Annotated in this window: 27 protein-coding genes; 12 read left to right on the top strand and 15 right to left on the bottom strand. The window is 69.0% G+C overall.

Annotated features, from left to right (window positions below):
- The first annotated feature begins 1,304 nt into the window (after positions 1–1,304).
- The 5 genes from VF329_09165 to tatC are packed head-to-tail and all read left to right on the top strand — an operon-like array spanning position 1,305 to position 3,579.
- Positions 1,305–1,451 carry a hypothetical protein gene (locus tag VF329_09165; protein ID HEX7081170.1) on the top strand — a complete coding sequence of 49 codons (147 nt, stop codon included), beginning with the start codon at positions 1,305–1,307 and terminating at the stop codon, positions 1,449–1,451.
- Positions 1,448–1,912 carry a D-aminoacyl-tRNA deacylase gene (gene dtd / locus VF329_09160; GenBank protein HEX7081169.1) on the top strand — a complete coding sequence of 155 codons (465 nt, stop codon included), beginning with the start codon at positions 1,448–1,450 and terminating at the stop codon, positions 1,910–1,912. The genes VF329_09165 and dtd overlap by 4 nt, the downstream gene beginning before the upstream one ends.
- A 44-nt stretch (positions 1,913–1,956) precedes the next feature.
- On the top strand, positions 1,957–2,187 hold the full coding sequence (gene tatA, locus VF329_09155) for a twin-arginine translocase TatA/TatE family subunit (GenBank protein HEX7081168.1): 231 nt from the start codon (positions 1,957–1,959) through the stop codon (positions 2,185–2,187).
- A gap of 22 nt (positions 2,188–2,209) precedes the next feature.
- Positions 2,210–2,800, top strand: a complete 591-nt coding sequence (tatB, locus tag VF329_09150) for a Sec-independent protein translocase protein TatB (protein HEX7081167.1) — start codon at positions 2,210–2,212, stop codon at positions 2,798–2,800.
- Between the two features lie 8 nt (positions 2,801–2,808).
- Positions 2,809–3,579: a twin-arginine translocase subunit TatC gene (gene tatC, locus VF329_09145; protein ID HEX7081166.1), complete on the top strand. Its 771-nt coding sequence runs from the start codon at positions 2,809–2,811 to the stop codon at positions 3,577–3,579.
- 205 nt (positions 3,580–3,784) lie between these two features.
- On the opposite strand, the gene VF329_09140 is transcribed toward tatC, so the two are convergent.
- A complete protein-coding gene (locus VF329_09140; GenBank protein HEX7081165.1) occupies positions 3,785–3,997 on the bottom strand; it encodes a DUF2905 domain-containing protein in 213 nt (70 codons plus the stop codon).
- A 24-nt stretch (positions 3,998–4,021) separates the two neighbouring features.
- Between VF329_09140 and VF329_09135 the strand changes: the two genes are divergently transcribed.
- Together VF329_09135 and VF329_09130 are read left to right on the top strand one after the other, a co-directional pair.
- Positions 4,022–5,164 carry a methionine aminotransferase gene (locus tag VF329_09135; protein ID HEX7081164.1) on the top strand — a complete coding sequence of 381 codons (1,143 nt, stop codon included), beginning with the start codon at positions 4,022–4,024 and terminating at the stop codon, positions 5,162–5,164.
- Positions 5,165–5,197: 33 nt separating this feature from the next.
- On the top strand, positions 5,198–6,106 hold the full coding sequence (locus VF329_09130; protein ID HEX7081163.1) for a cation diffusion facilitator family transporter: 909 nt from the start codon (positions 5,198–5,200) through the stop codon (positions 6,104–6,106).
- Between the two features lie 83 nt (positions 6,107–6,189).
- Here the strand turns inward: VF329_09130 and VF329_09125 are convergent, their stop codons facing one another.
- Positions 6,190–6,933 (bottom strand): thiol:disulfide interchange protein DsbA/DsbL, encoded by a 744-nt coding sequence (locus VF329_09125; GenBank protein ID HEX7081162.1) that lies wholly within the window; start codon positions 6,931–6,933, stop codon positions 6,190–6,192.
- 42 nt (positions 6,934–6,975) lie between these two features.
- Positions 6,976–7,686 (bottom strand): c-type cytochrome, encoded by a 711-nt coding sequence (locus VF329_09120; protein ID HEX7081161.1) that lies wholly within the window; start codon positions 7,684–7,686, stop codon positions 6,976–6,978.
- Between the two features lie 75 nt (positions 7,687–7,761).
- Here VF329_09120 and yihA point away from each other — a divergent pair, with 75 nt between their 5' ends.
- On the top strand, positions 7,762–8,430 hold the full coding sequence (gene yihA / locus VF329_09115) for a ribosome biogenesis GTP-binding protein YihA/YsxC (protein HEX7081160.1): 669 nt from the start codon (positions 7,762–7,764) through the stop codon (positions 8,428–8,430).
- A gap of 201 nt (positions 8,431–8,631) precedes the next feature.
- On the opposite strand, the gene polA is transcribed toward yihA, so the two are convergent.
- The 10 genes from polA to VF329_09065 all read right to left on the bottom strand — a co-directional run bounded on the left by polA (position 8,632) and on the right by VF329_09065 (position 19,766).
- Positions 8,632–11,349, bottom strand: coding sequence for a DNA polymerase I (gene polA / locus VF329_09110; GenBank protein ID HEX7081159.1), 2,718 nt, complete (start codon positions 11,347–11,349; stop codon positions 8,632–8,634).
- On the bottom strand, positions 11,339–11,602 hold the full coding sequence (locus VF329_09105) for a lipoprotein (protein HEX7081158.1): 264 nt from the start codon (positions 11,600–11,602) through the stop codon (positions 11,339–11,341). Before VF329_09105 ends, polA begins: the two co-directional genes overlap by 11 nt.
- On the bottom strand, positions 11,599–12,792 hold the full coding sequence (argH, locus tag VF329_09100; protein ID HEX7081157.1) for an argininosuccinate lyase: 1,194 nt from the start codon (positions 12,790–12,792) through the stop codon (positions 11,599–11,601). Before argH ends, VF329_09105 begins: the two co-directional genes overlap by 4 nt.
- A 64-nt stretch (positions 12,793–12,856) precedes the next feature.
- Complete coding sequence (gene argB / locus VF329_09095) at positions 12,857–13,783, bottom strand: acetylglutamate kinase (protein HEX7081156.1); 927 nt, start codon at positions 13,781–13,783, stop codon at positions 12,857–12,859.
- 5 nt (positions 13,784–13,788) lie between these two features.
- Entirely contained in the window at positions 13,789–14,793 is a 1,005-nt protein-coding gene (locus VF329_09090) for an N-acetylornithine carbamoyltransferase (GenBank protein ID HEX7081155.1), read from the bottom strand.
- The gene (locus VF329_09085; protein ID HEX7081154.1) at positions 14,780–15,943 is read right to left on the bottom strand and encodes an aminotransferase class III-fold pyridoxal phosphate-dependent enzyme; all 1,164 of its coding nucleotides are present in this window, start codon (positions 15,941–15,943) and stop codon (positions 14,780–14,782) included. Before VF329_09085 ends, VF329_09090 begins: the two co-directional genes overlap by 14 nt.
- The gene (gene argC / locus VF329_09080; protein HEX7081153.1) at positions 15,943–17,001 is read right to left on the bottom strand and encodes an N-acetyl-gamma-glutamyl-phosphate reductase; all 1,059 of its coding nucleotides are present in this window, start codon (positions 16,999–17,001) and stop codon (positions 15,943–15,945) included. Before argC ends, VF329_09085 begins: the two co-directional genes overlap by 1 nt.
- A complete protein-coding gene (locus tag VF329_09075; GenBank protein ID HEX7081152.1) occupies positions 16,998–18,071 on the bottom strand; it encodes a hypothetical protein in 1,074 nt (357 codons plus the stop codon). The genes argC and VF329_09075 overlap by 4 nt, the downstream gene beginning before the upstream one ends.
- Positions 18,072–18,075: 4 nt before the next feature.
- Positions 18,076–19,305 carry an argininosuccinate synthase gene (gene argG, locus VF329_09070; GenBank protein ID HEX7081151.1) on the bottom strand — a complete coding sequence of 410 codons (1,230 nt, stop codon included), beginning with the start codon at positions 19,303–19,305 and terminating at the stop codon, positions 18,076–18,078.
- Entirely contained in the window at positions 19,302–19,766 is a 465-nt protein-coding gene (locus VF329_09065) for an arginine repressor (GenBank protein ID HEX7081150.1), read from the bottom strand. Before VF329_09065 ends, argG begins: the two co-directional genes overlap by 4 nt.
- Before the next feature lie 116 nt (positions 19,767–19,882).
- On the opposite strand from VF329_09065, the gene VF329_09060 reads away from it, so the two are divergent.
- Positions 19,883–20,542: a dienelactone hydrolase family protein gene (locus VF329_09060; GenBank protein ID HEX7081149.1), complete on the top strand. Its 660-nt coding sequence runs from the start codon at positions 19,883–19,885 to the stop codon at positions 20,540–20,542.
- Between the two features lie 91 nt (positions 20,543–20,633).
- Here VF329_09060 and VF329_09055 read toward each other — a convergent pair whose 3' ends face one another.
- Both VF329_09055 and VF329_09050 read right to left on the bottom strand, forming a co-directional pair.
- Positions 20,634–21,389 carry an NRDE family protein gene (locus VF329_09055; GenBank protein ID HEX7081148.1) on the bottom strand — a complete coding sequence of 252 codons (756 nt, stop codon included), beginning with the start codon at positions 21,387–21,389 and terminating at the stop codon, positions 20,634–20,636.
- A gap of 145 nt (positions 21,390–21,534) precedes the next feature.
- The gene (locus VF329_09050) at positions 21,535–22,116 is read right to left on the bottom strand and encodes a hypothetical protein (GenBank protein HEX7081147.1); all 582 of its coding nucleotides are present in this window, start codon (positions 22,114–22,116) and stop codon (positions 21,535–21,537) included.
- Positions 22,117–22,224: 108 nt separating this feature from the next.
- Between VF329_09050 and VF329_09045 the strand changes: the two genes are divergently transcribed.
- The 3 genes from VF329_09045 (at position 22,225) to VF329_09035 (ending at position 24,725) form a co-directional block, all read left to right on the top strand.
- Positions 22,225–22,785 (top strand): hypothetical protein, encoded by a 561-nt coding sequence (locus tag VF329_09045; protein ID HEX7081146.1) that lies wholly within the window; start codon positions 22,225–22,227, stop codon positions 22,783–22,785.
- Between the two features lie 177 nt (positions 22,786–22,962).
- Positions 22,963–23,892: an ABC transporter ATP-binding protein gene (locus VF329_09040; protein ID HEX7081145.1), complete on the top strand. Its 930-nt coding sequence runs from the start codon at positions 22,963–22,965 to the stop codon at positions 23,890–23,892.
- Positions 23,893–23,960: 68 nt separating this feature from the next.
- Positions 23,961–24,725 (top strand): ABC transporter permease, encoded by a 765-nt coding sequence (locus VF329_09035; GenBank protein ID HEX7081144.1) that lies wholly within the window; start codon positions 23,961–23,963, stop codon positions 24,723–24,725.
- The last annotated feature ends 10 nt before the right edge of the window (positions 24,726–24,735 follow it).

The raw sequence follows: 24,735 nt of genomic DNA, 5'->3' as shown, positions 1-24,735 counted from the left end.
TTCCGCGGAAATCGTACGGCCCGGTTCGCGCGCCGCCGCATCGACTTCGCATCCGGGCACGTGCTCCCCGACCTCGGCACGCCCGCAACGCAGCGGAAGCGGAAGCGACGTCCGCTCGGTACCGGCCGCGCATTCGGGAGCTGCCGCGCTCGTCCCCTCGGTTGGATACCCTTTGCGGAGGGGAAGTCGGCAGAGCGGGAGCCTGCCGGGAGCCGCCGTCGACGAATCGGCCTACCGCGACGAGGATGATTCGGGGCAAGTAGGTACCTACTGAACCCCCTTGATAGGACAGCTAGGGACAGCTAGCGACCCTCAATCGAGAATCGCTCGCAAATGCACGAAAGTGGGAGCCGTTAACGCGGAACGCCTTGGGAGTGGGGTTCGACGGCGCTACTGATCCTAGGAATCGCCCTCGGAGTGGGGTCAACGGTCCGATTTCTCCGATTCTGTCGCCGCCCGTGCGAAAGGGCCAAGGTCGAAGTACATGTCCTGGCCATATCCTCTCCCCTGACACTTCTTCGCTACCCCAAGCCGACCGATCTTAACGGCTGGCATGCTGCTGTACTGCTTCGGATGCGGGACAAACCTCAAGAAGCGGCGCAATTCTGACCGTCTTGGAACATCCTCTTTTCGAATCGCGTCGTTCAGCAAGCTGAAAAAGGCGACCACTTCTCCGCCAACTTCGAGGACATAACTGACGCAGAGAAGCTGAAGGCCGTGTGCAATGGAGTCCTTAGGGAAGAACTCGTCTAAGTCATCATCCCCGCATGAAAATTTGGGGCGAACTTCCTCGGCTTGGAGCCGGCGCAGCTCGAAGGAGGCGCTACTTGTCACCTCTTATGCGGATTCGGGTGTAAGTATTAGCCGCACGCTGGTACTCAGCGGCAGAAACCTTCCGCTGTTCGTTCTCTTTGAGCTGCTTTTCAGAGCGCCGGGCGCTCTTGCCCCGTAGAATCGGGGTCGCTTTGATTTGGCGTGCCATCTGTCTATCCGCCCAGTCTTCTCGCTCGTGCTCATTGTCACCAGCAGATCTGGAACGGCGATAGTATGGGAACTTCTGCACGAAATGCAAAAATCTAAGTGCTGGAACTGTGATCCGGCGTAGCATCGCTTTCGCTGAGCAAAAACGAGGCCATACTTACTGCCACGTCTCTGTAATCAACCTCCCTTTCCCACATAGGGGGCGTCTCTCAAACTTCCGCCTTCATCAAGTACCTAGTCGCCTGAGTCAGTGCTTAAAACTTGGGCTTGGAGGCCACTTCGCTCCAAAAACGCGTTAAGTGGTGAGTAGAACGGAGAATCGGGTGAATTTCAGGATCAAAGTGGGATTTGGCGAGCCGATCCCGCCCGAAGGCGATTCCGGCCCGCTGGCGGACCCCCATTGGCTGGCCCTGCCGCCGGCCGCCCGGTACTCCCGGCGCGCGGCCGTTCGCCGGCCGGAGGCCCTGTGATCGGTCTGCTGCAGCGGGTCAGCCACGCGAGCGTGACCGTGGGCGGCGATGTCGTCGCGAGCATCGGCCGGGGGCTTCTCGTGCTCGTCGGCGTCGAGCGCGGAGACGGCGAGAACCAGGCGAAACGACTTGCGGCGCGGCTGGTCGAATACCGCGTGTTCCCGGACGCCGGCGGCCGCATGAACGTGAGCGTCGCGGCCGCCGGAGGGAGCATTCTGCTCGTGCCGCAGTTCACGCTCGCCGCGGACACGCGCAAGGGCACGCGGGCCGGGTTCTCGAAGGCGGCGGAGCCGGCGATCGGGGCGGCGCTGTTCGACCTGCTGGCCCGCGAGGTCGAGGCACGGGGCGTCCCCGTGGCCCGAGGGCGATTCGGCGCGGAGATGGACGTGGCGCTCACGAACGTCGGCCCCGTGACGTTTTGGCTGCAAGTCCCGCCGGACGGCCCCCGGCGAGGCGCCTGATCTTTGGCGTATCATTAGGCACTTTGCTTGCCCCGGAGGATGCGATGGGACTCGGCGGAATCAGCATCTGGCAGCTCCTGATCATCTTGCTGATCGTCGTGCTGATCTTCGGCACGAAGCGGCTGAAGACGATCGGCAGCGACCTCGGCGGCGCTCTGAAGAGCTTCCGCAAGGCGATGGAACAGGACGACGAGAAGGAAGACGCGAAGCGGCTCGAAGCGAACCAGCCGGACGCGGAGTTCGCGGAGCAGAAGGACAAGGCGTCTCACGGGTGAGCGCAGGGGTCGGTAGGCTCTGATGTTCGGCGTGGGCTCCGGAGAGCTCGTTCTCGTCTTCGTGATCGGGCTTCTGATCCTCGGGCCCGAGCGGCTGCCGCGCGTCGCCGCGCAGATCGGCCGTTGGGTCGCGAAAGCGCGCCGCACGGCGAACCACCTCCGCTATCAGATCGAGCGCGAGATCGCGCTCGAGGAGTTTCAGCGCCAGCAGAAGCGCCGGGAGGCCGAGCGCGCGAGCAAGCCTGCGGAGACGCAGGCCGCCGATTCCGGCGGGTCCGAAGCGCAGGGTGAGGCCGGAACTCCTCCGGAGGCCGAGGCCGGAGCCGCCGCTCCGGAGGCTGGGGCCGCTCCGGCGGGTGAGGCCGAAGCCGACGGGCCTGGCGAAGCGAAGACGCCGGGCGGAGACGCGAGCGTGGCCGCCTCGGCCGTCGCCTCCTCACCCGCGCCCGAAGCGCAGGCTGCGCCTCCGGCGCCGAGGCATGATCGCGCCCCGGTCGTCGATGCTCGCCCGCCCGCGCACGCGGAGCCCGCGCTCGCGGACGGCGACGAGCGCGGCGAGAATGTCGAGGCCGGCGCGGGCGAGACGGAACGCCGAAGGACGACGGCGCAGTGAGCCGTGTGATGAACGACACCGAGGACGAGAAGCTTGCCGAAGGCACGCTGATCTCTCATCTCGTGGAGCTGCGCTCCCGGATGATGAAGTCGCTCTTGGCCGTCGGCGTCGTTTTCCTCTGCCTCGTGCCGTTCTCCCAAAGAATCTTCACGGCGATCGCCGCTCCGCTGATGTCGAGGCTCCCGGAAGGGGCGACGATGATCGCGACCCAAGTCGCGAGCCCGTTCCTGACGCCTTTCAAGACCACGCTGTTCGTCGCGCTGTTCGTCGCGATGCCCGCCGTTCTGTACCAGGCGTGGGCTTTCATCGCTCCCGGGCTTTATCGCCGCGAGAAGCGTTTCGCGCTGCCGTTGCTCGTCTCGAGCATCGTGCTTTTCTACACCGGCATCGCGTTCGCGTATTACCTCGTCTTTCCGTTGATGTTCGGATTCTTCGTGGGATCCACGCCGGAAGGCGTCGCGGTGATGACCGACATCAACTCCTATCTGACCTTCGTCCTCACGCTGTTCCTCGCCTTCGGGCTATCGTTCGAGGTGCCGATCGGCACCGTGCTCCTGATCTGGAGCGGGCTCATCGACGTCCGCAAGCTGCGCGCGGCGCGGCCCTATGTGTTTCTCGGGGCGTTCGTCGTCGGAATGTTCCTCACGCCGCCGGACGTGATCTCGCAGACGCTCTTGGCCCTGCCGATGTACATGCTCTACGAGGGCGGCCTGATCATGGCGAGGTTCTTGCTGCCGGAGAAAATGAACGCGCCGCAGGAGGAAGCCGAGGAGGCGTGAGACGGCCGCCGGCGGAGCGCGCCGGCGACGCGGCTCCGCTTCGCCGCGCGAGCGTCGGCCGACGGCCAGCCCGGGCTTTTCGCGGGGCTCCCGCCGCCGTGGATTCAGGCCTCGGTGACCGGCGCCGGCCCTGACGCGGCCGGCCGCCGCCGGCCGTCGAGATCGGTGCTCCTGTACCGCGCCACGTCGCCGCGCCGAGGGCGGGTCATCTACGGAAGAACACGTTCAGCAACACGGTGAGCACGATGCTGACGATGATCATCGACGTGAGCGGAAAGAAGATACGCGTGTTGCCGCGCTCGATCCGGATGTCGCCGGGCAGGCGTCCGAACCAGCTGAGCGCGCCGGGCGCGAAATGCAGGAGCAGGCCGATCGCGAGGATCGCGAGGCCGACGCCGATCAAGAGCTTTGCGAGCATCACCGAGGCTCCGCGCGCATGAATCTGCTCGAGACGAAGCTGCCGAAGGTCGGGACCACGATCTTCACCGTCATGTCACAGCTCGCCGAGGAGCACCACGCCATTAACCTCTCACAGGGCTTCCCGGACTTTCAACCGCCCGCGCGGCTCGTCGAGCTCGTGCGCGCGCATCTCGAGGCGGGGCGCAATCAGTATGCGCCGATGGCGGGAGCCGCGCCGTTGCGGGAGGCGATCGCCGAGAAGCTTCGTCGCGTCTACGGCGCGCATGCCGATCCGGATGCCGAGATCACGGTCACGGCCGGCGGAACCGAAGCGCTGTTTTGCGCGGTGCACGCCGTCGTGCGCCCGGGCGACGACGTGATCGTCTTCGATCCGGCGTACGACTCGTACGAGCCGGCCGTCGAGCTCGCCGGAGGCCGGACGCTGCACGTCCCGCTCACGCCGGGCACGTTCGCGATCGATTGGGATCGGCTCCGCGGCGTCCTGAGCGATCGGACCCGCCTCGTGATCGTGAACTCGCCGCACAACCCGACCGGCGCGCTGCTCGCGCCGGACGACCTCGACGCGCTCGCAGCGGCGCTCCGCCCCTACGGCTGCTACGTGCTGAGCGACGAGGTGTACGAGCACATCGTGTTCGACGGCCGCCGTCACGCGACCGTCCTCGCGCATCCGGAGCTTCGGGAGCGCTCGTTCGCCGTGTTCTCGTTCGGCAAGACCTACCACGCGACGGGCTGGAAGGTCGGCTGTGCGGTCGCCCCTCGCGCACTGACCGCCGAGCTGAGGAAGGTCCATCAGTACGTGTGCTTTGCCGTCGTCACGCCGCTGCAGCATGCGCTCGCCGACTATCTCGATGAATGCCCGGAGCATTACCTGTCGCTTCCCGAGTTCTACGGCGCGAAGCGCGACCTGTTCCTCGAGCTCATGCAAGGCTCCCGCTTCGAGCTCGTCCCCGCCCGCGGCACGTACTTTCAGCTCGCGGACTACGGGCGGATCTCGGACGAGCCGGACAGGCAGTTCGCGCAAAGGCTTACCGTCGAGCACGGCGTCGCCGCGATTCCGATCTCGGTGTTCTACGCCGATCCGCCTTCGGCGACGATCGTTCGGTTCTGCTTCGCGAAGGAGGACGCAACGCTGCGCGCGGCGGCCGAGAGGCTCGCGCGCGTCTGAGGCAGTGACGTGCTTCGATCGGCCGCGCCACCGATGCAGGCGAGTGACCTCGAGCGCGAACGGGCGAGGCTGATGCGCCTCGCGGCGTTCGCGTCGGTGAGCGTCGCGGTCGTGCTGATCGCGTGGAAGCTTTGGGCCTGGTACGCGAGCGGCTCGATCGCCGTGCTGAGCTCGCTCGCGGACTCGACGCTCGACCTCGTCGCCTCGCTGATCACGCTGGTCGCCGTGCGCGTCGCGCTGACGCCCGCCGATCGCGAGCATCGTTTCGGCCACGGCAAGTCCGAAGGCGTCGCCGGGCTCGTCCAGGCGTTGATCGTGACGGCGTCCGCGCTCTTCGTCGCCGTGGAAGCCGTCGGCCGCCTGCTCCGGCCGGAACCACCGGCCGCCCCCGCGGCGGCGCTGACGTCGATCGCGGCGTCGCTGCTGCTGACCCTCGGGCTGTTCGCGTTCCAACGCCGCGTGATCGCGCGCACCGGATCGCTCGCGATCTCGGCCGATTCGATGCACTACCGGGCGGACATCCTGACGAACGCGGCCATCCTCGTCGGGCTTTTTGTCGCTTACCGCTTCTCGTGGTACGTCATCGATCCGCTGCTCGGTCTCCTCGTCGTCGGCGTAATCCTCTGGAGCGTGCGCACGATCGTGGTCGACGCGCTCGCCGTGCTGCTCGACCGCGAGCTGCCGGCGGCGTCACGCAGGGAGATCGAGCGGATCGCGCACGCTCACCCGGCGGTTCTCGGCGTTCACGACATCCGCACTCGCTCGTCCGGCTCGACCGAGTTCATTCAGATGCACCTCGAGCTCGACCCGGCGCTCACGCTGCTCGAAGCCCATGCGATCAGCGAGGAGATCGAGGCCGGCGTGCAAGAGGTCTTTCCGGGGGCGGAGGTGCTGATTCACGTGGACCCCCACGGCGTCTCCGAGCCTCGGGATCCGTTTTGAGCGCGGCATCGCTCGATGTGCCCGCAAGGCAGCGCCGCGTCCGGCGGCGTGCGCGGTGAGCCGGCGCCGTGCGGCGCGGTCCTTCAGTCGGCGCTCCGCTCCGCCTCGACGAGCTCGCCGATCAGCTCGATCAGCTGGTCGTGGCCGCCCGCCATCGTCGCGTTCGTCGTGTATTTCCCGTTGACGACGATCGACGGCACGCTGGTGATCTCGTAACGGCGGTTCAGCTCGTCCGCGCGCTGAAGCTTCGAGTTCACGTCGAAGGAGTCGAAGGCGTCACGGAATGCATCGGCATCGACGCCGAAGCGCGCGAAAAACTCCGCGAGCGCTTCCTCCGAATCGAGCGGATTGCCGTTCTCGTGAATCTCCGTGAAGAACGCCTCGTGCATCGCTTCGCCCTTGCCGAGCGCCTGGGCCGTATAGAACGCCCGCGCGTGCAGGCGCAGGAGAGGGTTCCAGACCGCGGGCACGCGCACGAAGCTGACGTACGCCGGCTTCTCTGCTTGCCACCGTGCGATGTAGGGCTCGAACGCATAGCAGTGCGGGCAGCCGTACCAGAAGATCTCGGCCACCTCGACGCGGTCGGGGCTCGAGCTCGTCGGCTGGGTCGGCGAGAGGCGCCTGTAGTGGGTGCCGAGCTGAAATCGCGCCGACGTCGGCTCCTGCGTGCTCTCCGCTCCGTCCTCGGCCTCGGGGGCGGCGGCCGGTGCGAGCGTCGCCTGGCCGCTCTCGAGGCCCGGGTCGGCGGCGCTGTCGGGGGCGTTGCCCTCGCAGGCGGCCAACGCGAGCGCCAGGAGGGCCGGGAACAGAGGCTTGATCACTCTCATCTCACGTCTCCCGTGCGGCCGACCGCGGGCGTGCTCGAAGCTTCAGCGTCGCAAGCCCTGCACGTAGCTCACGACGGCGCGCATCTCGTCCTCGAGCAGCTGGTCGGCGACGTTGCGCATCATCTGGTTGTAGTCGGCGTCGGACCGCCGCGCGCCTTCCGCGTAATCGTGGAGCGTCTTCAGCATGTACGCAGAGTGCTGCCCGCCGATCCGCGGAAACGCGGCGAGATAGTTGCCGTGGCCCGCCGGACCGTGGCACGCCGTGCACGCCGGGATGCCGCGCTCGGGAATGCCGCCCCGGTAAATGTCCTCACCGAGACCGACGAGCTCGGGGTCCGCACCCTTCGGCGTGAGCTTCTGCACCGAGAAATACGCGGCGAGGTCGCGCATGTCCTGCTCCGAGAGCATCGACGCGAAGCCGACCATCGCCGGATCCTGCCGCTCGCCGTTTCGATACGCCTGGAGCTGCCGGTAGATGTACGTGGGGTGCTGGCCCGCGAGGCTCGGCCACTCCGGCGCCACGCTGTTGCCGTCGACGCCGTGGCAAGCGGCGCAGGTCGTCGACTTCTCTCGCCCCGCTTCCACGGAGCCCCCGAAAATAAGGTCCTCGTCCTGAGCGCCCGCGCCCCCGTCGGCAGCGGGGCCTTGCGCGAGCGCCGCGCCGCCTCCGAGCATGCCCGCGGCCGCGAGCGCGGCGAGCGCGATCAGGGCCGGGAGCCGGCGGCGGGCGCGCGCCTCCGTTTCGTGAGTCATCTCGTGCATGCTGTTACGTACCGGTGAGGCGCGGATTGTACACTAGCCACCCTCGTTTCACCGGATTCCTCCCCGATGCCCGCCGCCCGCTTTCTGACGAGCGCGTCGGACGCTTCGGGCTTCCCGCCCGACGACGCCGGCGAGGTCGCGTTCGTCGGCCGCTCGAACTCGGGCAAGTCGAGCGCGATCAATGCGCTGACCGGCGTGCGGAAGCTGGCCCGTGTCAGCAAGACGCCGGGACGCACCCGGCTCGTCAACTTCTTCGAGTGGTCGCCGGGGCGCCGGATCGTCGACCTCCCGGGCTACGGGTACGCGAAGGTCGCGCCGGCCGTCCGCGAGGGATGGCGCGCGCTGCTCGAGTCCTATTTCCGGGGGCGGCGGGGGCTGCGGGGCGTCGTGATCACGGTCGACATCCGGCGGGGGCTCGGCGACCTCGATCGGACGATGATCGAGTGGGCGGCGTCGCTCGATCTGCCGGTGCTGCTGCTGCTGACGAAGGCCGACAAGCTGAGCCGCGGCGCCGCCCGTCGTCAGCAGCGGCTCGTGGCCGCGAGCGCGCCAGCGGCCGCGAGCCTCATCCTGTTCTCGGCGCTGACCGGGGAAGGCGTCGACGAGGCCCGCGCCCGGCTCGAGGCCTGGCTCGCGCCGGCCGGGGTCGGGGCGCCTGCGCCCGGCCACGCTGCCGATACGGGGCCTGCAGGCAAAAAAAGGCCCCGGGGGGGGAACCGCGGGGCCAAGTCTTAAAGAAAGCCCCGGGCATGGGATTCAGGGGACACACCCGGGGCTTAAGTGTTCCGGTTGGGGTAACCGGAACCAAGCCCGCTTAGGGAGGATAGCGGGGACGCCCTCATCAGGCGTCTGTGCTCTTAGTCAGGGGCTCTCCCGAAAAGTTCCGGCCGATTCTCCCGGCCGCGCCGTTTCCCGCGCGCCCCACGCTTCGCGACCTCAGTGCGCCTCGTCCCAGTTCGCGCCGATTCCGACGTCCACGTGGAGCGGCACGGAGAGCTCGGCGGCCGATTCCATCAGCCGCGCGACCTCGCGGGCGACGTCCGCCGCGCGGTCCTCCCGGACCTCGAGCACGAGCTCGTCGTGGACCTGCATGATCAGCCGCGCGTCCTCGCCGGCCGATTCGAGCCATTGCTGGATCTTCAGCATCGCCCGCTTGATGATGTCCGCGGCGGTGCCTTGCATCGGCGCGTTGATCGCGCTGCGCTCCGCGTACTGGCGCCGCTGGGCGTTGCGCTCGTTGATCTCCGGCAGGTAGAGCCGCCGGCCGAACACCGTGCTGACGAACCCGTCCCGCCGGGCCCGCGCCCGCGTCTCGTCCATGTAGCGCTTCACGCCGGGATAACGCTTGAAGTAGAGCTCGATGTACCGCCCGGCCTCGCCTCGCTCGACGCCGAGCTGCCGGGAGAGGCCGAACGCGGACATCCCGTAGATCAGCCCGAAGTTGATGGCTTTCGCCGACCGGCGCTGGTCGGGCGTCACGTCGGCCAGCGGCACGCCGAACACCTCCGCGGCGGTCGCCCGGTGGATGTCCTCCCGGGCCTCGAAGGCCGCGCGCAGCCCGTCGTCGCCGGACAGGTGCGCCATGATCCTGAGCTCGATCTGGGAGTAGTCGGCCGCGAGCAGCCGGTACCCCGGCGGCGCCACGAACGCCTGCCGAATCTTCCGCCCTTCGGGCGTTCGGATCGGGATGTTCTGCAGGTTCGGCTCGGAGGACGAAAGGCGCCCCGTGGCCGCGACCGCCTGGTGATAGCACGTATGGATGCGCCCGGTTCGGGGGTCGATCTCCCGGGGAAGCTTGTCCGTGTACGTCGATTTGAGCTTCGCGAGCGCTCGGTACTCGAGGATCAGGCGCGGGAGGTCGAAGGTCTGCGCGAGCTCCTGAAGCACGCTCTCGGCCGTCGATGGCTGGCCTCCGGGCGTCTTGCCGAGCACGGGCAGCGCGAGCCGGTCGTAGAGCACCTCCTGGAGCTGCTTCGGCGAGCCGAGGTTGAACGGGCCGCCCGCTTCCGCATGGGCTGCGGCCTCCGTTCGGGCCATCGCCTCGGCGAGCTCGCCGCTTTGCCGGCGCAGCATCGCCGCGTCGACCTTGACCCCGGCTTGCTCCATCAGCACGAGCACGCGCACCAGCGGCTGCTCTATCTCGACGTAGAGCCGCTCGAGCTCCTCGATCCGGCGGATCTCGGGCCAGAGCTTGCCGTGGACGCGGCCCGTCACGTCGGCGGCCTCCGCGGCGTAACGCGTCGCGGCGTCGAGCTCGACCTGATCGAAAGGAATCTCCTTCGCGCCCTTGCCGCACACGTCCTCGCGCTTCGCGGCTCGCACGCCGGCGTATTTCGCGGCGATCGCGGCAAGCTCGTGGCGGGTCGCGACGGAGTTCCACACGTACGACTCGAGCATCGTGTCGTACAGCGCTCCTTCGAGCCGGATGCCCGCGCGGCCGAAAACATGCGCCGCGAACTTCACATCGTGCACGACCTTCGGCGCGGCCGATTCGAGCCACGGGCGGAGGCGCGCGAGCACGCGCGCGCGGTCGAGCTGCGCCGGCGCGCCGGGATAGGTGTGCCCGAGCGGAATGTACGCGGCCTCGCCGGGGCGGACGGACATCGCGATGCCGACGAGCTCGGCGTGCATGTAATCGCCCCCGTTCGCCTCGACGTCGACGGCGGCGAGCTCCGCCGAGCGCACGCGTTCGAGCCACGTGTCGAGCTGCGCCTCCGTCAGCACGGTCTCGTAGCTTCGGGGCTCCTCCTCGGCTGCGCCGGGGATCGCGTCCTGGCCTTCGGCCGGCGTCAGGCGCCGCCGGATCAGGGAGAAGAGCTCGAGGCGCCCGTAAAGCGCGCGCAGCGCCTCCTCGCGCGGCGGCTTCACCGCGAGGTCGTCGATCGTGAACGGCAAGTCGCAGTCGCGCTGGATGGTCGCGAGACGGCGGTAGAGCGGAAGCTGCGGGACCGCTTCCCGGAGCCGCTCGCCGGCTTTCCCCGGGATCTCGTCCGCGTGCTCGATCAGCGCGTCCAAGGAGCCGTACTGGCCGAGCCACTTGGCCGCCGTCTTCGCGCCGACGCCGGGGACGCCCGGAATGTTGTCGGACGTGTCGCCGACCAGCGCGAGGAAATCCACGATGCGCTCGGGCGGCACGCCGAACTTCTCTTCGACCCGTGCCTTGTCGACGGGCACGGACGCGTCCCGCCCCGGGCGCGGCATCGTATCGACGAGCGTCGTGCGCGCGTCGACGAGCTGCGCCATGTCCTTGTCCGACGTCGAGATCAGCGTGTGGAGTCCGGCCTCGGCGGCTTGCTTCGCGAGCGTGCCGATCACGTCGTCGGCCTCGACGCCGGGCACCTGGAGAACCGGGATGCCGAGCGTCTCGATCGCTTCGAGCAGCGGCCCGATCTGCGCGCCGAGCGGATCCGGCATCGGCGGGCGGTTGGCCTTGTACTCCTCGTAGAGATCGTCGCGGAACGTCTTCCCCGGCGCGTCGAAGACGACTGCCATGCGCTCGGGCCGGTGCTCGTCGATCAGCTTGTAGATCATGTTCAGCACGCCGAGGATGGCCCCGGTGGGCTGACCGTCCTTCGTCGACAGATCCGGCAGCGCGTGGAACGCGCGGTACAGATACGAGGAGCCGTCGACGAGAACGAGCGGGCTATCGGGCATCGTCGTCGCCGCGCGCCCCGCGGTCGTCGGAATCGTTCTCGGATTGCTGGTCGCCGTCTTCGCCCGCGCCGCTCGAAGGCGCCCCGGCCGCGGGCGGATCGGGCAGCAGCAGCGGGCCCTTCTGTCCGCATCCGGCCAGCAATCCTGCCGCAAGGAGCGCGAAAAATGGCGCGAAAAATGGTGTCAGACACCTTTTTCGCGAGAAAAGGTGTCTGACACCTTTTTCGACACCTTTTTCGGGCACGACCTTCACGGCTTCTTCCTCGCGAGCTCGGCTGCGACGCGCCGGTAGGCTTCCCGGAACGGCAGGCCCTGCTCGAGCACGAGGCGGTTCGCGCGCGCTGCGGCGTCGAGGTCGTCGGGGAGGCGGATGTTCTCCGGAACGAAACGGACACCGGCGAGCGCGTGCGCCGCGATCGTCAGCGCGTCGTGCGCGAGGTCGATCGTGCGGAACAGCGGCGCCTTGAGCCGCTGAAGGTCGCGATGGTATCCGGACGTGAGCTTCGCCGTGATGCCGAGAGCCTCGGCGAGCGCGCCGGCGGCCGTGGCCGGCGCGGCGCGGAGCAGCTCGAGCACGTCGGGATTGCGCTTCTGCGGCATGATCGACGAGCCCGTCGTCATCTCGGCGGGCAGGGCGACGTAGGCGAACTCGGCCGTGTAGAAGAGAAGGAGGTCGGAAGCGAGCCGCGCGACGTCGCCGAGCATCAGCGTGAGCTCGAAGATCACGCTCGCCTCGGCCTTCCCCCGCGACAGCTGCACGGCCGTGACCGGCTCGTGATTGCGCGCGAAGCCGAGCGCCTGCCGCGTCGCGTCGCGGTCGAGCGGCAGGTTCGGCACGCCGTACCCGGCGGCGGAGCCGAGCGGGTTCAAGTCGATGCGCGCGACCGTTCGAAGCAGACCGTCGCGATCGTCCGCGAGCTCGGCAGCGAAGCCCCCCGCCCACAGCGCGACCGAGCTCGGCATCGCCGGCTGCATGTGCGTGTAGCCCGGAAGCCGGACGTCTCCCTGACGCGCGGCGATCGCCTCGAGTGCGCGGACGCACTCTGCCGCGTCGTCGGCGAGCGCGTGCACCGCGTCCTTCAAATAGAGGCGGAGCGCGGCGAGGACCTGATCGTTGCGCGACCGGCCGAGGTGCACACGGCCGCCGGCTTCGCCGATCCGCTCGATCAGTCGTGCCTCGAGCGCGCCGTGCACGTCCTCGTCGGCGAGCGATACCGACCACTCGCCGGCCGCATGCGCTTCACCGAGCGCGGCGAGGCCGGCGCGGATCGCGGCGCCGTCCTCCGCCGTGAGCAGGCCCTGCTGCTCGAGCATTTGCGCATGTGCGATCGACGCGCGCACGTCGTACGCGACGAGACGCTCGTCGAGCCGGTGGTCCTCGCCGGCCGTGAACCGCAGCACCCGCTCGTCGAGTGGCAGCCCCTTGTCCCAAAGACGCGCCACGGCGGCTCAACTCCTCCGGGCCGCGGCCGCCGCCGACTGCTTCGTTCGCTCGGCCATGGCCGTCCTACGCCTGCTGCTCGGCCGGGCTCAGGTGCTCGATGTCGTCGACGACCATCGTGCCGGTGCCTTCGTTCGTGAACACCTCGAGCAGCAGGCTGTCCGGCAGCGCATACGAGATCACGTGCACGCGCCGCACGCCGCCGGCGAGGGCCTTCTCGATCGCGGCGACCTTCGGCAGCATCCCGTCCTTCAGCTTGCCTTCGTCGCGCAGCCGCGCGAGCCCCGCGCGATCGACGTAGGAGATCAGCGAGCCGGGATCGTCGAGCGACTCGAGGATGCCGGGGACGCCGGTGGCGAGCACGAGCTTCTCCGCCTGGAGCGCGCACGCGATCGCCGCGGCCACGGTGTCCGCATTGATGTTGAGCAGCGTCCCCGAGTCGTCCGCGGACAGCGGGCTCACGATCGGCACGAGGTCGTCGTCGAGCAGCTTCGAGATCACGGCCGGCTCGACCCGCTCGATGTCGCCGACGAAGCCGTAGTCGATCGTCGACCCGTTGCGCTCCACGGGCGGACGCCGGCGCGCGCGGATGAGCCCGCCGTCCACGCCGCTGATGCCGACGGCCGGCACGCCGAGCTCCCGGCACGCCGCGAGGAGGCGCGTGTTGATCTCGCCGTTCAGGACCATCGTGGCGACGTCGAGCGTCGCCGCGTCGGTCACGCGCCGACCGTCGACGATCGCGGTCTCGAGCCCGAGGCGCTCGGAGAGCCGGGTCGCCTGCGGCCCGCCCCCGTGCACGACGACGACGCGAATGCCGACCTGATGCAGGATGCCGATCTGCTCCATCAGCGCGCGCGTGGATTCGGGCGACGTGAACGCGTCGCCGCCGGCCTTCAGCACGAAGACCTTCCGCTTGTACATCCGGATGTACGGCACCGCGTGCCGCAGCGCGGTGACGGCGATCGTCCGCTCCGTTCCGCTCAGTCTCGGCATTTCGTTCATCCCTTCAGCATCGTGTGGAGCACGGCCATCTGCACGAGCATGCGGTTGTGCGCCTCGCGGACCACGATGCTCCGCGGACCGTCGAGGATGCGGTCGGCGACGACGACGCCGCGCCGCACCGGCAGACAGTGCATGAAGCGGCAATCGGGCTGCGCGTTCTCGAACCACGGCTCGTCGACGCACCAGTCGACCCGCTCCTCGCGCAGCGCCTTGTCGCCGAGCCGGTCCGTGTAGCAGCGCGTGGACGACCACGACTTCGCGTAGATCACGTGCGCGCCTTCCATCGCCTCGCGCCGATCCTCGGTCTCGATCACGCGCCCGCCCGACGCTTCCGCCGCGGCCCGCGCCTTGCTCATGATCGCGTCCGGCAGCTCGAATCCGGGCGGCCGCAGCACGACGACCTCCATTCCCCGTGCGGCCGCCATGTGGACCGTGGCGGCGGGCACGGCGAGCGGCAGCGGCTTCGGATGATAGGCCCACGAAAGGACGAAGCGGCCGCCTTCGGCGGGCACGTCCAGATCGTCCATCGTCTTCCAGTCCGCGAGGCTCTGGCACGGGTGGTTGATCGCCGACTCCATGTTGATCATCGGCTTGTCGCCGGCGAGCGCCGCGAGCTCGCCGAACTCGCGGTCGGCCAGGTCGTCGGCGAGATTCAAGCGTTTCGCGAACGCGCGGATGCCGATCGCGTCGCCGTACGACGCGATCACCGGCACGGCCTCGCGGACGTGCTCGGCCGCGACGCCGTCCATGACGATGCCCTGCCGCGACTCGAGGCCGTGGATCGACATTTCGGGCGAGATCACGAACGCGCCGCCGCCGAGACGGACCATCGCGGCTTGAAACGACGCGAGCGTCCGCAGCGACGGGCTGAGGAACAACAGCGACAGGACCTTGCCTTCGAGCGCCCGCGGCTCCGGGCGCTTCTCGAGCCGGTCCGCGAGGTCGAGCAGGCTGCGGATTTCGTCGGTCGAGAAGTCGGCCAGGTCGTTAAAGCGCTTCATCGGTCAGCTCTCCCAAGGCTCGCGCCAACAGCGTCACGTGCTCACGCTCGAGGACGAGCGGCGGCAGGAGCCGCAGCACGTGCGGGTCGGTGCTCGTCCCGGTCAAAACGCCCCGTGCAAGGAGCGCGTCGCGCACCTTCGCGGCCGGCGGCGCGGTCTTCAGCCCGAGGAGGAAGCCCGCGCCTTGAATTCCGCGCACCGGGCCCACGATGCAGGTCTCGCGGATCAGGGCGGAGAGCGCGCGCACATTGTCGAGCAGGCGCTCCTGCTCGATCGCGTCGATCACGGCGATGATCGCAGCGCACGCGAGCGGCCCGCCGCCGAACGTCGTCCCGAGCTGCCCCGGCCGGAGCTCCGCGGCGATCGAAGGGGTCATGATCAGCGCGCCGCACGGAAAGCCCCCGGCGATCCCTTTCGCGGTCGTCAGGAGATCGGGCTGCACGCGATGCAGGTCCGCGCCGAACGGCGTGCCGAGCCGGCCCATCCCGGACTGGACCTCGTCGAGAATGAGCAGCGCGTCGTGCCGGTCGCAAGCCTGACGGGCGGCGCGCAGGAAGTCCGTGGCGAGATCGAATGCGCCGGCGAGGCCTTGCACGGGCTCCGCGATCACGGCCGCGGTGCGGTCGTCGACCGCGGCGTGCAGCGCGGCGACGTCGTTGCGCGGGACGAAAACGACGTCGAACGGCGTGCGCGGAAACGCGTACCAGGACTTCGAGCCCCAGGTCGCGGCGCCGGCCGCGGCCGTGCGGCCGTGAAACGAGTGCTCCACGGCGACGATCTTCGTCCGGCCCGTGATCTTGATCGCGACGCGCAGGGCGTTCTCGTTCGCCTCCGCGCCGCTGTTCACGAAGAACACGCGATCGAGGCCGCGCGGCGCGAATGCGGCGAGCCGCTCGGCCGCCTCGTCGCGCACGGCGAGCGGCAGCACGTTGCTCTGGAAGTGCAAAGCCGCCGCCTGGCGCGCGATCGCCTCCGTCAGGCGCGGATGGCCATAGCCGAGCGCGGCGACCGCATGCCCGCCGTAGAAATCCACGACGCGCCGCCCGGACTCGTCCTCGAGCCACGCACCGCGCCCGGAGACCGGCGTGAACGGCAGCGTCGGATAGACCTCGTCGAGATGCGCGCCGCGCCGGCGCCCGGTCGTCGCCATCACACCCACCCGGCCGTGGGCGCCGTGAGCCCGAGCGGCTCCGGCAACCCGAGCAGTCGATTCACCCATTGTATGCTGCCTCCTGCAGCTCCCTTGATCAGATTGTCGACGGCCGAATGCACGACGAGGGCGTCGCCGTCGACGCTCACGCTGAGCGCCGCGTAGTTGCTCGCGACGATGTCCTTCATCCTCGGCGGCTCGCGCAGCACGCGGACGAAATGCGCTTCCCGGTAGTACTCGTCGAGCGCGTCGTGCGCGTCGCCCGCCGTGGCGCCCGATTTCAGCTGCGCGAAGATCGTCGCGTAGATGCCGCGCGAGAAAGGCCCGGAATGGGGCACGAACCGCAAGCCGATCGCACGCCGCGTCGCGCGCTCGGCCAGCGCGCGGACCTCGGGCGCGTGGCGGTGCTTCAGGGCCTGGTACGCGAACAGATTGTTGTGGCGCATCGGATGATGCGTGGTATCGCGCGGCGTGCGCCCCGCGCCGGTGCTTCCGGTGATCGCGCTGACGAAGAAGTCCGGCGTCACGACGTCGGCCGCGACGAGCGGCACGATGCCGAGCAGCATCGACGTGGCGAAGCAGCCGGGGTGCGCCGCGTGCGGCGTATCGATCGCCGCGAGGTGCTCGGGCAGCGCGCAGCTGAACTCCGCAAGCCGGGCCGGCGCCGCATGCGGATGGCCGTAAATCCGCGCGTACGCTTCCGGATCCTCGAAGCGGAAGTCCGCAGACGCATCCACGGCCGTGATCCCGACGCCGGCGGCCTCCGCCGCGTCGAGCAGCTGCGCGACGACCTCGGCGGAGGCGCCGTGCGGTGCGGCCGAGAGGAGCACCCAGTGCTCCGCCTCGCGCAGACGCTCCACCGCCGCGTCGAGCGAGACGAAACACTGATCCGGATACGCGCCCGCGAGATGCCCGAACGCGGACGCGATCGGCTCTCCGGCCTGGCTCGTCGAGACCGCAGCGGCGAGCTCGAGCTGCGGGTGCTGCGCGAGGAGCCTCAGCATCTCGCCGGCGACGTAGCCCGAGCCGCCGAGAAGGATGACGGGCCAGGTCCTCATGGCGCGGCCTTCGCGAGCCGGGCGCCGAGGCCGATCCCGGACAGGAGCAGGTCGCCGAGATCCGCGCCGTTCGACATCGCGTTGATCGCGGGGACGTTGGTGCGGGCGGCGATGATGTCGATGCCGACTTGGTTGTCGGTGGCCGGGCCGGTGACGACCGTCGGCTCGATCCCGAACTCCTCGCGCAGCAGCTTCACGCCGCCCCATGCGGCGACCGGATCGTTCGCGCAGAGAACGACTGCGCTCAGGACCTTGCGGATCTCGGGGTCGTGCAGGATGGCCTCGACGCCGTACGCGCCGAGCAGGCCGTCGCCGAGCTCGAAGACGATGACGTCGGGCCGCTTCTGCACGAGCATCGCGAGCAGGCTGCGCGCGATGGCCGGCGCGTTCGCCGACGTCGTCGCGACGACGCCGAGGTCCGTGAAGATCGCCGTGTTCCGGGCGCCGGCGTCCTCCATCGCGAGGATGTCGCGGCGCAGCGCGACGCCGGTGGCCTTGAACGCGTCCACGACGAGCCCGTTGTGGCGGAAGCGGCTGACGATCGCGCACGCCGCCGCCGTCTTGCCGGAGTTCATGCAGGTGCCCGCGAGCGCGACGACCGGAATGCCGTCGATCGCGAGCTTCGCGTCGCTGCTCGGCTTCAACTCGCTCACCCGCGCCGGCACGCCGACGCGCTGGCCGAGATAGGGGAAGTCGAGGACGACGCCGAGCACGCGGCAGTCGAACGGCTGACCGTGCGTCGGATTGATCGAGTCGCAGATGCCGAGCACGCCGCCGAGGTTCAAGAGCTGCACGACGTCGCCCGGCACGAGCTTCTCGGGCAGGTGCCCCGAGTAGCCGAAGAGCGCCTTCCGATGCCCGAGGGCGCCGACGATCACGTCGCCGCGCTTCACTTGCGCCATGCGCCCGCTCGTGAGCTCGAGCGTGTTGTAGCTCGATTTGCTGCTCAGCACCTCGACGGCGATCAGCACGCCCTCCTCGCACGGAATTCGGGAATCGATCCGGATCTCGCGCGCGAGGTCGCTCGCGAGCGCCACGGACGCGATCTTGTCGACGACTACGGAACGCATGGGCTCATCCTCCGGCGCGTGTGTGCAGAATGCCCGGCAGCGCGAGGACGCGCGAGAAGCCGACGGCATCGGCCGGCGTCCACTCCCCGGCCGACTCGCCGTACTTGCCGCGGCTCGCCGCCATCAGCGAATGCGGGGAGACGGCGCCGGCGACGAAGAGGCTCCCCGGGCGCAGCACGCAACGGACCGTGCCGGTCACGCGGGCTTGCGACGACGCGAGCAGCGCCTCGATGTCGCGCGCCGCCGGATCGAGCTGCTTGCCCTCGTGCACGAGGTCGCCGTACGTCTGCGCGAGCGGATCCTTCACGCGCATCTGCAGGCCGGTCAGCGTGAGCTTCTCGAGCTCGCGGTGGGCGGTGATCAGGATGTCGGCGGCCGGCGCCTCGAACGCGACCCGGCCCTTCGTGCCGAGAATCGTATCGCCCACGTGGATGCCGCGCCCGATCGCATACGCCGCGCCGACGGACTCGAGGCGCTCGATCAGCGCGACCGGCGCGAGCCGCTCGCCGTCGACGCCGACCGGCACGCCCCGCTCGAACTCGATCTCGATCTCGCGCGGCTCGCGCGGACGCTCGAACGCGCCGCTGCTCAGGACCCAGGCGGACTCGGGGATCGACTCGCGCGATTCGAGCGTCTCCGTGCCGCCGATCGTCACGCCCCACAAGCCGCGATTGATCGAGTACGCGGAGCCCCTCGACGGGACCGGCAGCCCGCGCTTCTCGAGATACGCGACCTGGTCGGCGCGGACCCACGCGTGATCGCGCACCGGCGCGAGCACCTCGAGCTCGGGCGCGAGCGTTTTCAGGATGATCTCGAAACGCACCTGGTCGTTGCCGGCGGCCGTGCACCCGTGCGCAACGGTGCCCGCGCCCATCCGCTTCGCGAGCTCGGCCAGGTGACGGGCCTGCACGCCGCGCTCGGCGCCGACGCAAAGCGGGTACAGATGGCCGCGCCGGACGTTCCCGAAGATCAGGTACTTCAGCACGCGATCGAAGAATTCCGCGCGAGCGTCGACGAGCACGTGACGGGCGGCACCGAGCGCGAGCGCACGTTCCTCCAGCGCCTTCGCCGCGCCGGCGTCGAGGCCGCCCGTGTCGACCGTCGCCGTGACGACCGGGCGGCCGTAGGTCTCCTTGAGCCACGGGATGCAGAACGACGTATCGAGGCCGCCCGAGAAGGCGAGCACGATCGCATCGTCGGCAGCCGCCGGCTGCCGGCTCGGGGCGTCCGTCATTTCGGTCCTTTCTTCAGATGCTGGCGCAGCCGCGCGCGAAGCCGCCGCTGCTGGGTGGAGTTCGTCGTCGCGACGAAGATCGTGTCGTCGCCCGACAGCGTGCCGACGATCTCGGGCCAGTCGATGCCGTCGAGCGTGACCGCGACGCGTTGCGCGGCGCCGACCGCGGTGCGGATCACGAGCAGGTTCGGGCCGGCCGTGCGAATGTCGCGGACGAGGTCCGCGACGCTCTGCAGCAGCTCGCCGTTGCCGTCCGTCGCCCTTTCGGGCAGGCTGTAGCCGTTCTTCAGCTTGGCCGCGCCGAGATCCCGCAGGTCGCGGCTGACGCTCGATTGCGTCGCAACGAAACCTTCCGCCCGCAGCAACGAGACCAGCTCCGACTGGCGGCTGATTTGGTGCTGCTCGAGCAGCCGCGCAATGGCGCGGCGGCGCTCGTGCTGTTGAGCGGGGGCAGTGGGCATCGGTGGGGCTGAGGTCTGAATAAAATTGCGCATATAATACAGGATATGTGCAAGCGCGCAAGAGACGCGCGCAGCTTTTTTCGACGGTTCCGGCGACCAGGCCGGAGGTGCAGGTGATGCTGGATTTCATCGAGCGCGGGGACGGCGCTGCCGAGCCTCGCCTGGCCGTCCTGTGGCTGCACGGGCTCGGAGCCGACGGCTACGACTTCGAGCCCATCGTCGCCGAGCTCGGGCTGCCGGGCGTCCGCTACGTGTTCCCGCACGCGCCGGTCCGGCCCGTCACGATCAACGGCGGCCTGCCGATGCGGGCGTGGTTCGACATCTTCGACTTTCGACCCGATGCGCCGCAGGACGAGGCCGGAATCCGCGAGAGCGCAGCCGCCGTTCGCGGCCTCGTCGATCGGGAGATCGCCCGCGGCGTGCCGAGCCGGCGCATCGTTCTCGCCGGATTCTCCCAAGGCGGCGCAATCGCGCTTCATAGCGGGCTGCGCGAAGCGCGCCCGCTCGGCGGCATCATGGCGCTCTCCGCTTTCCTGCCGCTCGCCACGTCTCTCGGGGCGGAGAAGCAGGCGGCGAACGCGACGACGCCGATCCTGATGGCGCACGGCGAAGCGGATCCCGTCGTGCCGGTCGAGATCGCGCTTCTCGGCAGGCGGGCCCTCGAAGCGGAAGGCTTCTCGGTGGATTGGCGCACCTATCCGATCGCGCACGCCGTGTGCGCGGACGAGGTCCGCGACATTCGCCGCTGGCTCGAGGCCGCGGCCGAGCGCGCCTGAGCAGCCGCGGCCGAGAGCGCCTTGCGCGGCGCGCCCGGGCGGGCCCGAGGCGGAACGCCCGGGCGACGCCTGACGCGTCGCGACCGCGCGATCAGCGCGCGGCGCGGTGCCGGCTCGGCGTCACGGCGAACTCGACCTCGACCTCGCCCGTCGGCTCGCCGGCCGCATCGAAGCTCCGCTCTCGGAACCGCGCGCGGCCGGAAGCGTCCACGAGGAGCACGGTCGAGCTGCGTGTGCCCCAGGCGGGATTCAGCTGAAACAGCGACACCTGCGCATCGTCGTAGCCATCGACGGGAGCGCTGCGCTCGGCGAGCATCGCGAACAGCGCCTCGCTCGGGTCGCGCTCGTCGAGGAGCTCCGCGAGCCGCGTTCGGGCGCGGGCGATCTTCGGCCACTCGGTGCCCGGCTTCCCGTTGCCGAGCACGTGCAAGCCGGGATCGAGCGCGCGCGGGGCCGCGCGGTTACTGGTGTAGTGGAACGAGGCTGCGTCGAGCAGCAGCATGTTGAACGGCCCGAAGCGCGCGCCGTCCTGGAATGCGGCGCGCGCGAACGCCGAAGCGGGCAGGGCGCCCGTGAGGAAGTCGGTGACGAGAAGGCCGCGCGATCGCCGGGTCGCGGTGACGCTCGGCTCGGGCTCGCGAAGATTGGTGACGGCCGCGAAGCGGCCTGCGCGGTCGATCGCGAGCCACGTGCCGCCCGCGGTGAGATCCCGGCCGCCGAGCACGTCCGGCGCGTCCGGCCACCAGGCGGCGGGCGCCGTCGGGCGTGCGTGGCTTTCGTCGCGGTTCGCCGCGACGATCAGCGGGTACCTCGCGGCGGCTCGATAGGCGACTGCGATCAGGCACATGGCGGCGGAGCCCCGGGGGCTGCGAGCGGCCGGCTCGGCCTGCGGTAAAGCGGGCGCGCGAGCGGGCGCGTTCGGGTCGGTCCGTTCGACATGGGCCCATTGTGCTCGACCGCACGCCGTTTGACGACGTTGCGGCCGCTGCAGGCTACGCGAGCGCTTCGTGCTCGAGCGCGCCCCGCCCCATTTGATGCGCCAGCGTCGCGCACGACGGGCACGTCGACGGCGGAAGGGCCAGCAGATCGAACACGTAGCCGACCGAGCAGACGTCACACCGTGCGATGCCGAGCTCGTCGCCGCGGCGAATGCTGATCAGCAGATTCCATCCCCATTCGAACGAGAGGTTCGCTCGCGGCACGAGCGCGCAATACGTCTCGTAGCACTCGCAGAACCGATGCCCGAGGTCGATGTTGCCTTTCAGCTTCGGCATCGTGCCCGGGTCCGTGGACAGCAATCCGTTCGCGAGCAGGAGGTTCGTGAACACTCCCGATTCGAGGGCGCGCAAAGGCGTCTTGACGAGCGGCGCGACCTGCGTCGGGGAGCGCCCTCGCCTGCGCCGGACCGGCGCGTCGCCGTACTTGAAGTAAGACGTGTAGAGCTTGCGTATACGATCGTCGCTCAAGCCCGTCCAGTAGCGAATCGTACCCGTGCGTGCTTCGTGACCGATCATCCGCAGCGCGAGCTCGAACTTCGCCTTCTCTCCTCGGTATCGGTGGTCGGTCGCGCGCATATTTGCTTATCCCCCCTAATCATCGAGATACGGGAGCTTAGGGTAGCGATGCCACTAATGGTATTTTAGGACCATATATGGTAATTATCGCGGAAAAAAGGCCCTGAGATGTCCTCGAGCGCCTTCCCGGAGTCGATCGAGCAAATTCACGAGCTGAACCGGCTGTTTCTGAGGTCTTTGCAGGGCCGGGACGTTGCCGACCTTCGGGGATGCGGCTTTCCGGGAGCAGCCGTCGCGTCGCTGCGCGCCGCTCCCCCGGGCATGCTCGATGCGGTCGCCGAGTTTCCGCGCGCGCTCTTCGAGCTCACGCTGGACGAAAGCGGCCGAGACGCTCCTCAGCCCGACATGTCCCGTCAGATCCTCGACCTCACGATCGTGTTCTGCGCGTGGAACATGGCACGCGAAAGCCTCTATCACGCACGCCTCCTCTTCGGCCTCACCCCGCAAGTCGCCCACGAGCTGAGGACGACGCCGTTGTCGCAGCTGCCCAGGCTGGCGCTGACTCGCGCCCGCATCTCGTGCACTTTCGCCGAGGTGGAGTGGCTCTGGAAGGAGCTGCTGACCGAGACCCGGCCGGAAGCGCGCCGTCAGCTGATCCTGATCGCGCTGCAGCCGCCGATCGACGCCGCGGGGGTCGCCGACGCGGCGCAGCCGAAGGCGGCAGGCTGAGGTCCCACCGGCAGGCTCCGGGTTCGCTTCGACCTCCCGGTCCGCTTCGACGCACGCCCCGCTTCGACGCAGCGCCGGCCGGCGTGCCCCGTACCGTCGCTGGTCCGCCGCCGCAGCGGCGCCCCGAGGCTGGATTAGAATAGCCGGCTCGTCGTCCGCTCGAGCACGCTCCGGCACATGAACGCGTTGGTCATCGAACAGCTGCGCAAGGTCTACCCGAACGGGATCGAGGCGCTGAAGGGCATCGACCTCACGGTCCGCGAAGGCGATTTCTTCGCGCTCCTCGGCCCGAACGGCGCCGGAAAAACGACCCTGATCGGCATCCTCACGTCGCTCGTGACGAAGACGAGCGGGCGCATCTCGATTTTCGGCCACGACTTCGACCGCCAGCGCGAGGCGGCGAAGTCGTTGATCGGCGTCGTGCCGCAGGAGGTCAATCTCAACCTGTTCGAGCGCAATCTGAACACGCTCGTGAACCAGGCGGGCTACTACGGCGTGCCGTCCCGGATCGCGCGGGCGCGGGCCGAGAAATACCTGAAGGCGCTGCACCTGTGGGACCGCCGCAACGACATCGCGCGTAATCTGTCGGGCGGCATGAAGCGCCGCCTGATGATCGCGCGCGCGCTGATCCACGAGCCGAAGCTGCTGATCCTCGACGAGCCGACCGCCGGAGTCGACATCGAGATTCGCCGCTCGATGTGGGATCTGATGCGCGACATCAATGCGAGCGGCGTCACGATCATCCTCACCACGCATTACCTCGAGGAGGCCGAGAGCCTCTGCCGCAACATCGCGATCATCGACGAAGGGCGCATCATCGAGAACGACACGATGTCGAACGTCATCTCCAAGCTGCAGCGGGAGGCGTTCGTCCTGACGCTCGACGAGCCTATTCACGAGGCACCGGCGCTGAACGGTTACCCCGTGAGGCTGCGCAACGAGCACGAGATCGAGGTCGAGGTCGCGAAGGAGCAGGGATTGAACAGGATGTTCGAGGAGCTCAGCGCTCGCTCGCTGCACGTCGTCAGCATGCGCACGAAGACGAATCGGCTCGAGGAGCTGTTCATCCGTCTCGTGGAAGGCAAGCGCGAGGAGGGGCGGCAATGACGCAGCCGGAAAGAGCCGTGGCGGGCGGGTTCGCGCCCTCCGACGGCGCGCTGCCGCGCAGCCTTCTGATGATCAACCTCGTCGGGCTCCTCACGATCGTCAAGAAGGAGGTGCGCAGGGTACTGCGGATCTGGCTGCAGACGATCATCCCGCCGGCGATCACGATGACGCTCTACTTCATCATCTTCGGCAGCCTCATCGGCCGGCGAATCGGCGAGATGGACGGCGTGCCGTACACGACCTTCATTGCGCCCGGCCTCGTCATGATGTCGGTCATCACGAACTCGTTCGGCAACGTCGTGTCTTCGTTCTTCTCCGGCAAGCTGCAGCTGCACCTCGAGGAGATGCTCGTGTCGCCGTTGTCGTACGTGACGATCGTGATCGGGTACGTCGTCGGCGGCGTCGTGCGCGGGCTCCTCGTCGGCGCGCTCGTGATGGTCGTCGCGCTCTTCTTCACGGACCTCTACGTCGTGCACCCCCTCGTGACGATCGCCACCGTCGTGCTCACGGCGGCGACGTTCTCGCTGGGCGGGCTGATCAACGCGATCTTCGCGAAGACTTTCGACGACATCTCGATCATTCCGACGTTCGTCCTCGCGCCGTTGACGTATCTCGGCGGCGTGTTCTTCTCGATCGCGCTGCTGTCGCCGTTCTGGCAGAGCGTCGCGCTCGCGAACCCGATCCTCTACATGGTGAACGCGTTCCGCTACGGGATGCTGGGAACGTCGGATGTCCCGCTCGGAGCCGCATTCGCGATCATCATCGGCGCGCTCGCGGCCCTCTTCGCCGTCGCGCTGGTGCTGTTGCACCGCGGCACCGGCATCCGCCACTAGTCGTGTCCCG

This window comes from Gammaproteobacteria bacterium (assembly GCA_036381015.1).
Taxonomy (GTDB): domain Bacteria; phylum Pseudomonadota; class Gammaproteobacteria; order Steroidobacterales; family Rariloculaceae; genus ZC4RG20.
The sequence above is the reverse complement of the archived record's forward strand: the minus strand, read 5'-3'. Positions and strand labels throughout refer to the sequence as shown.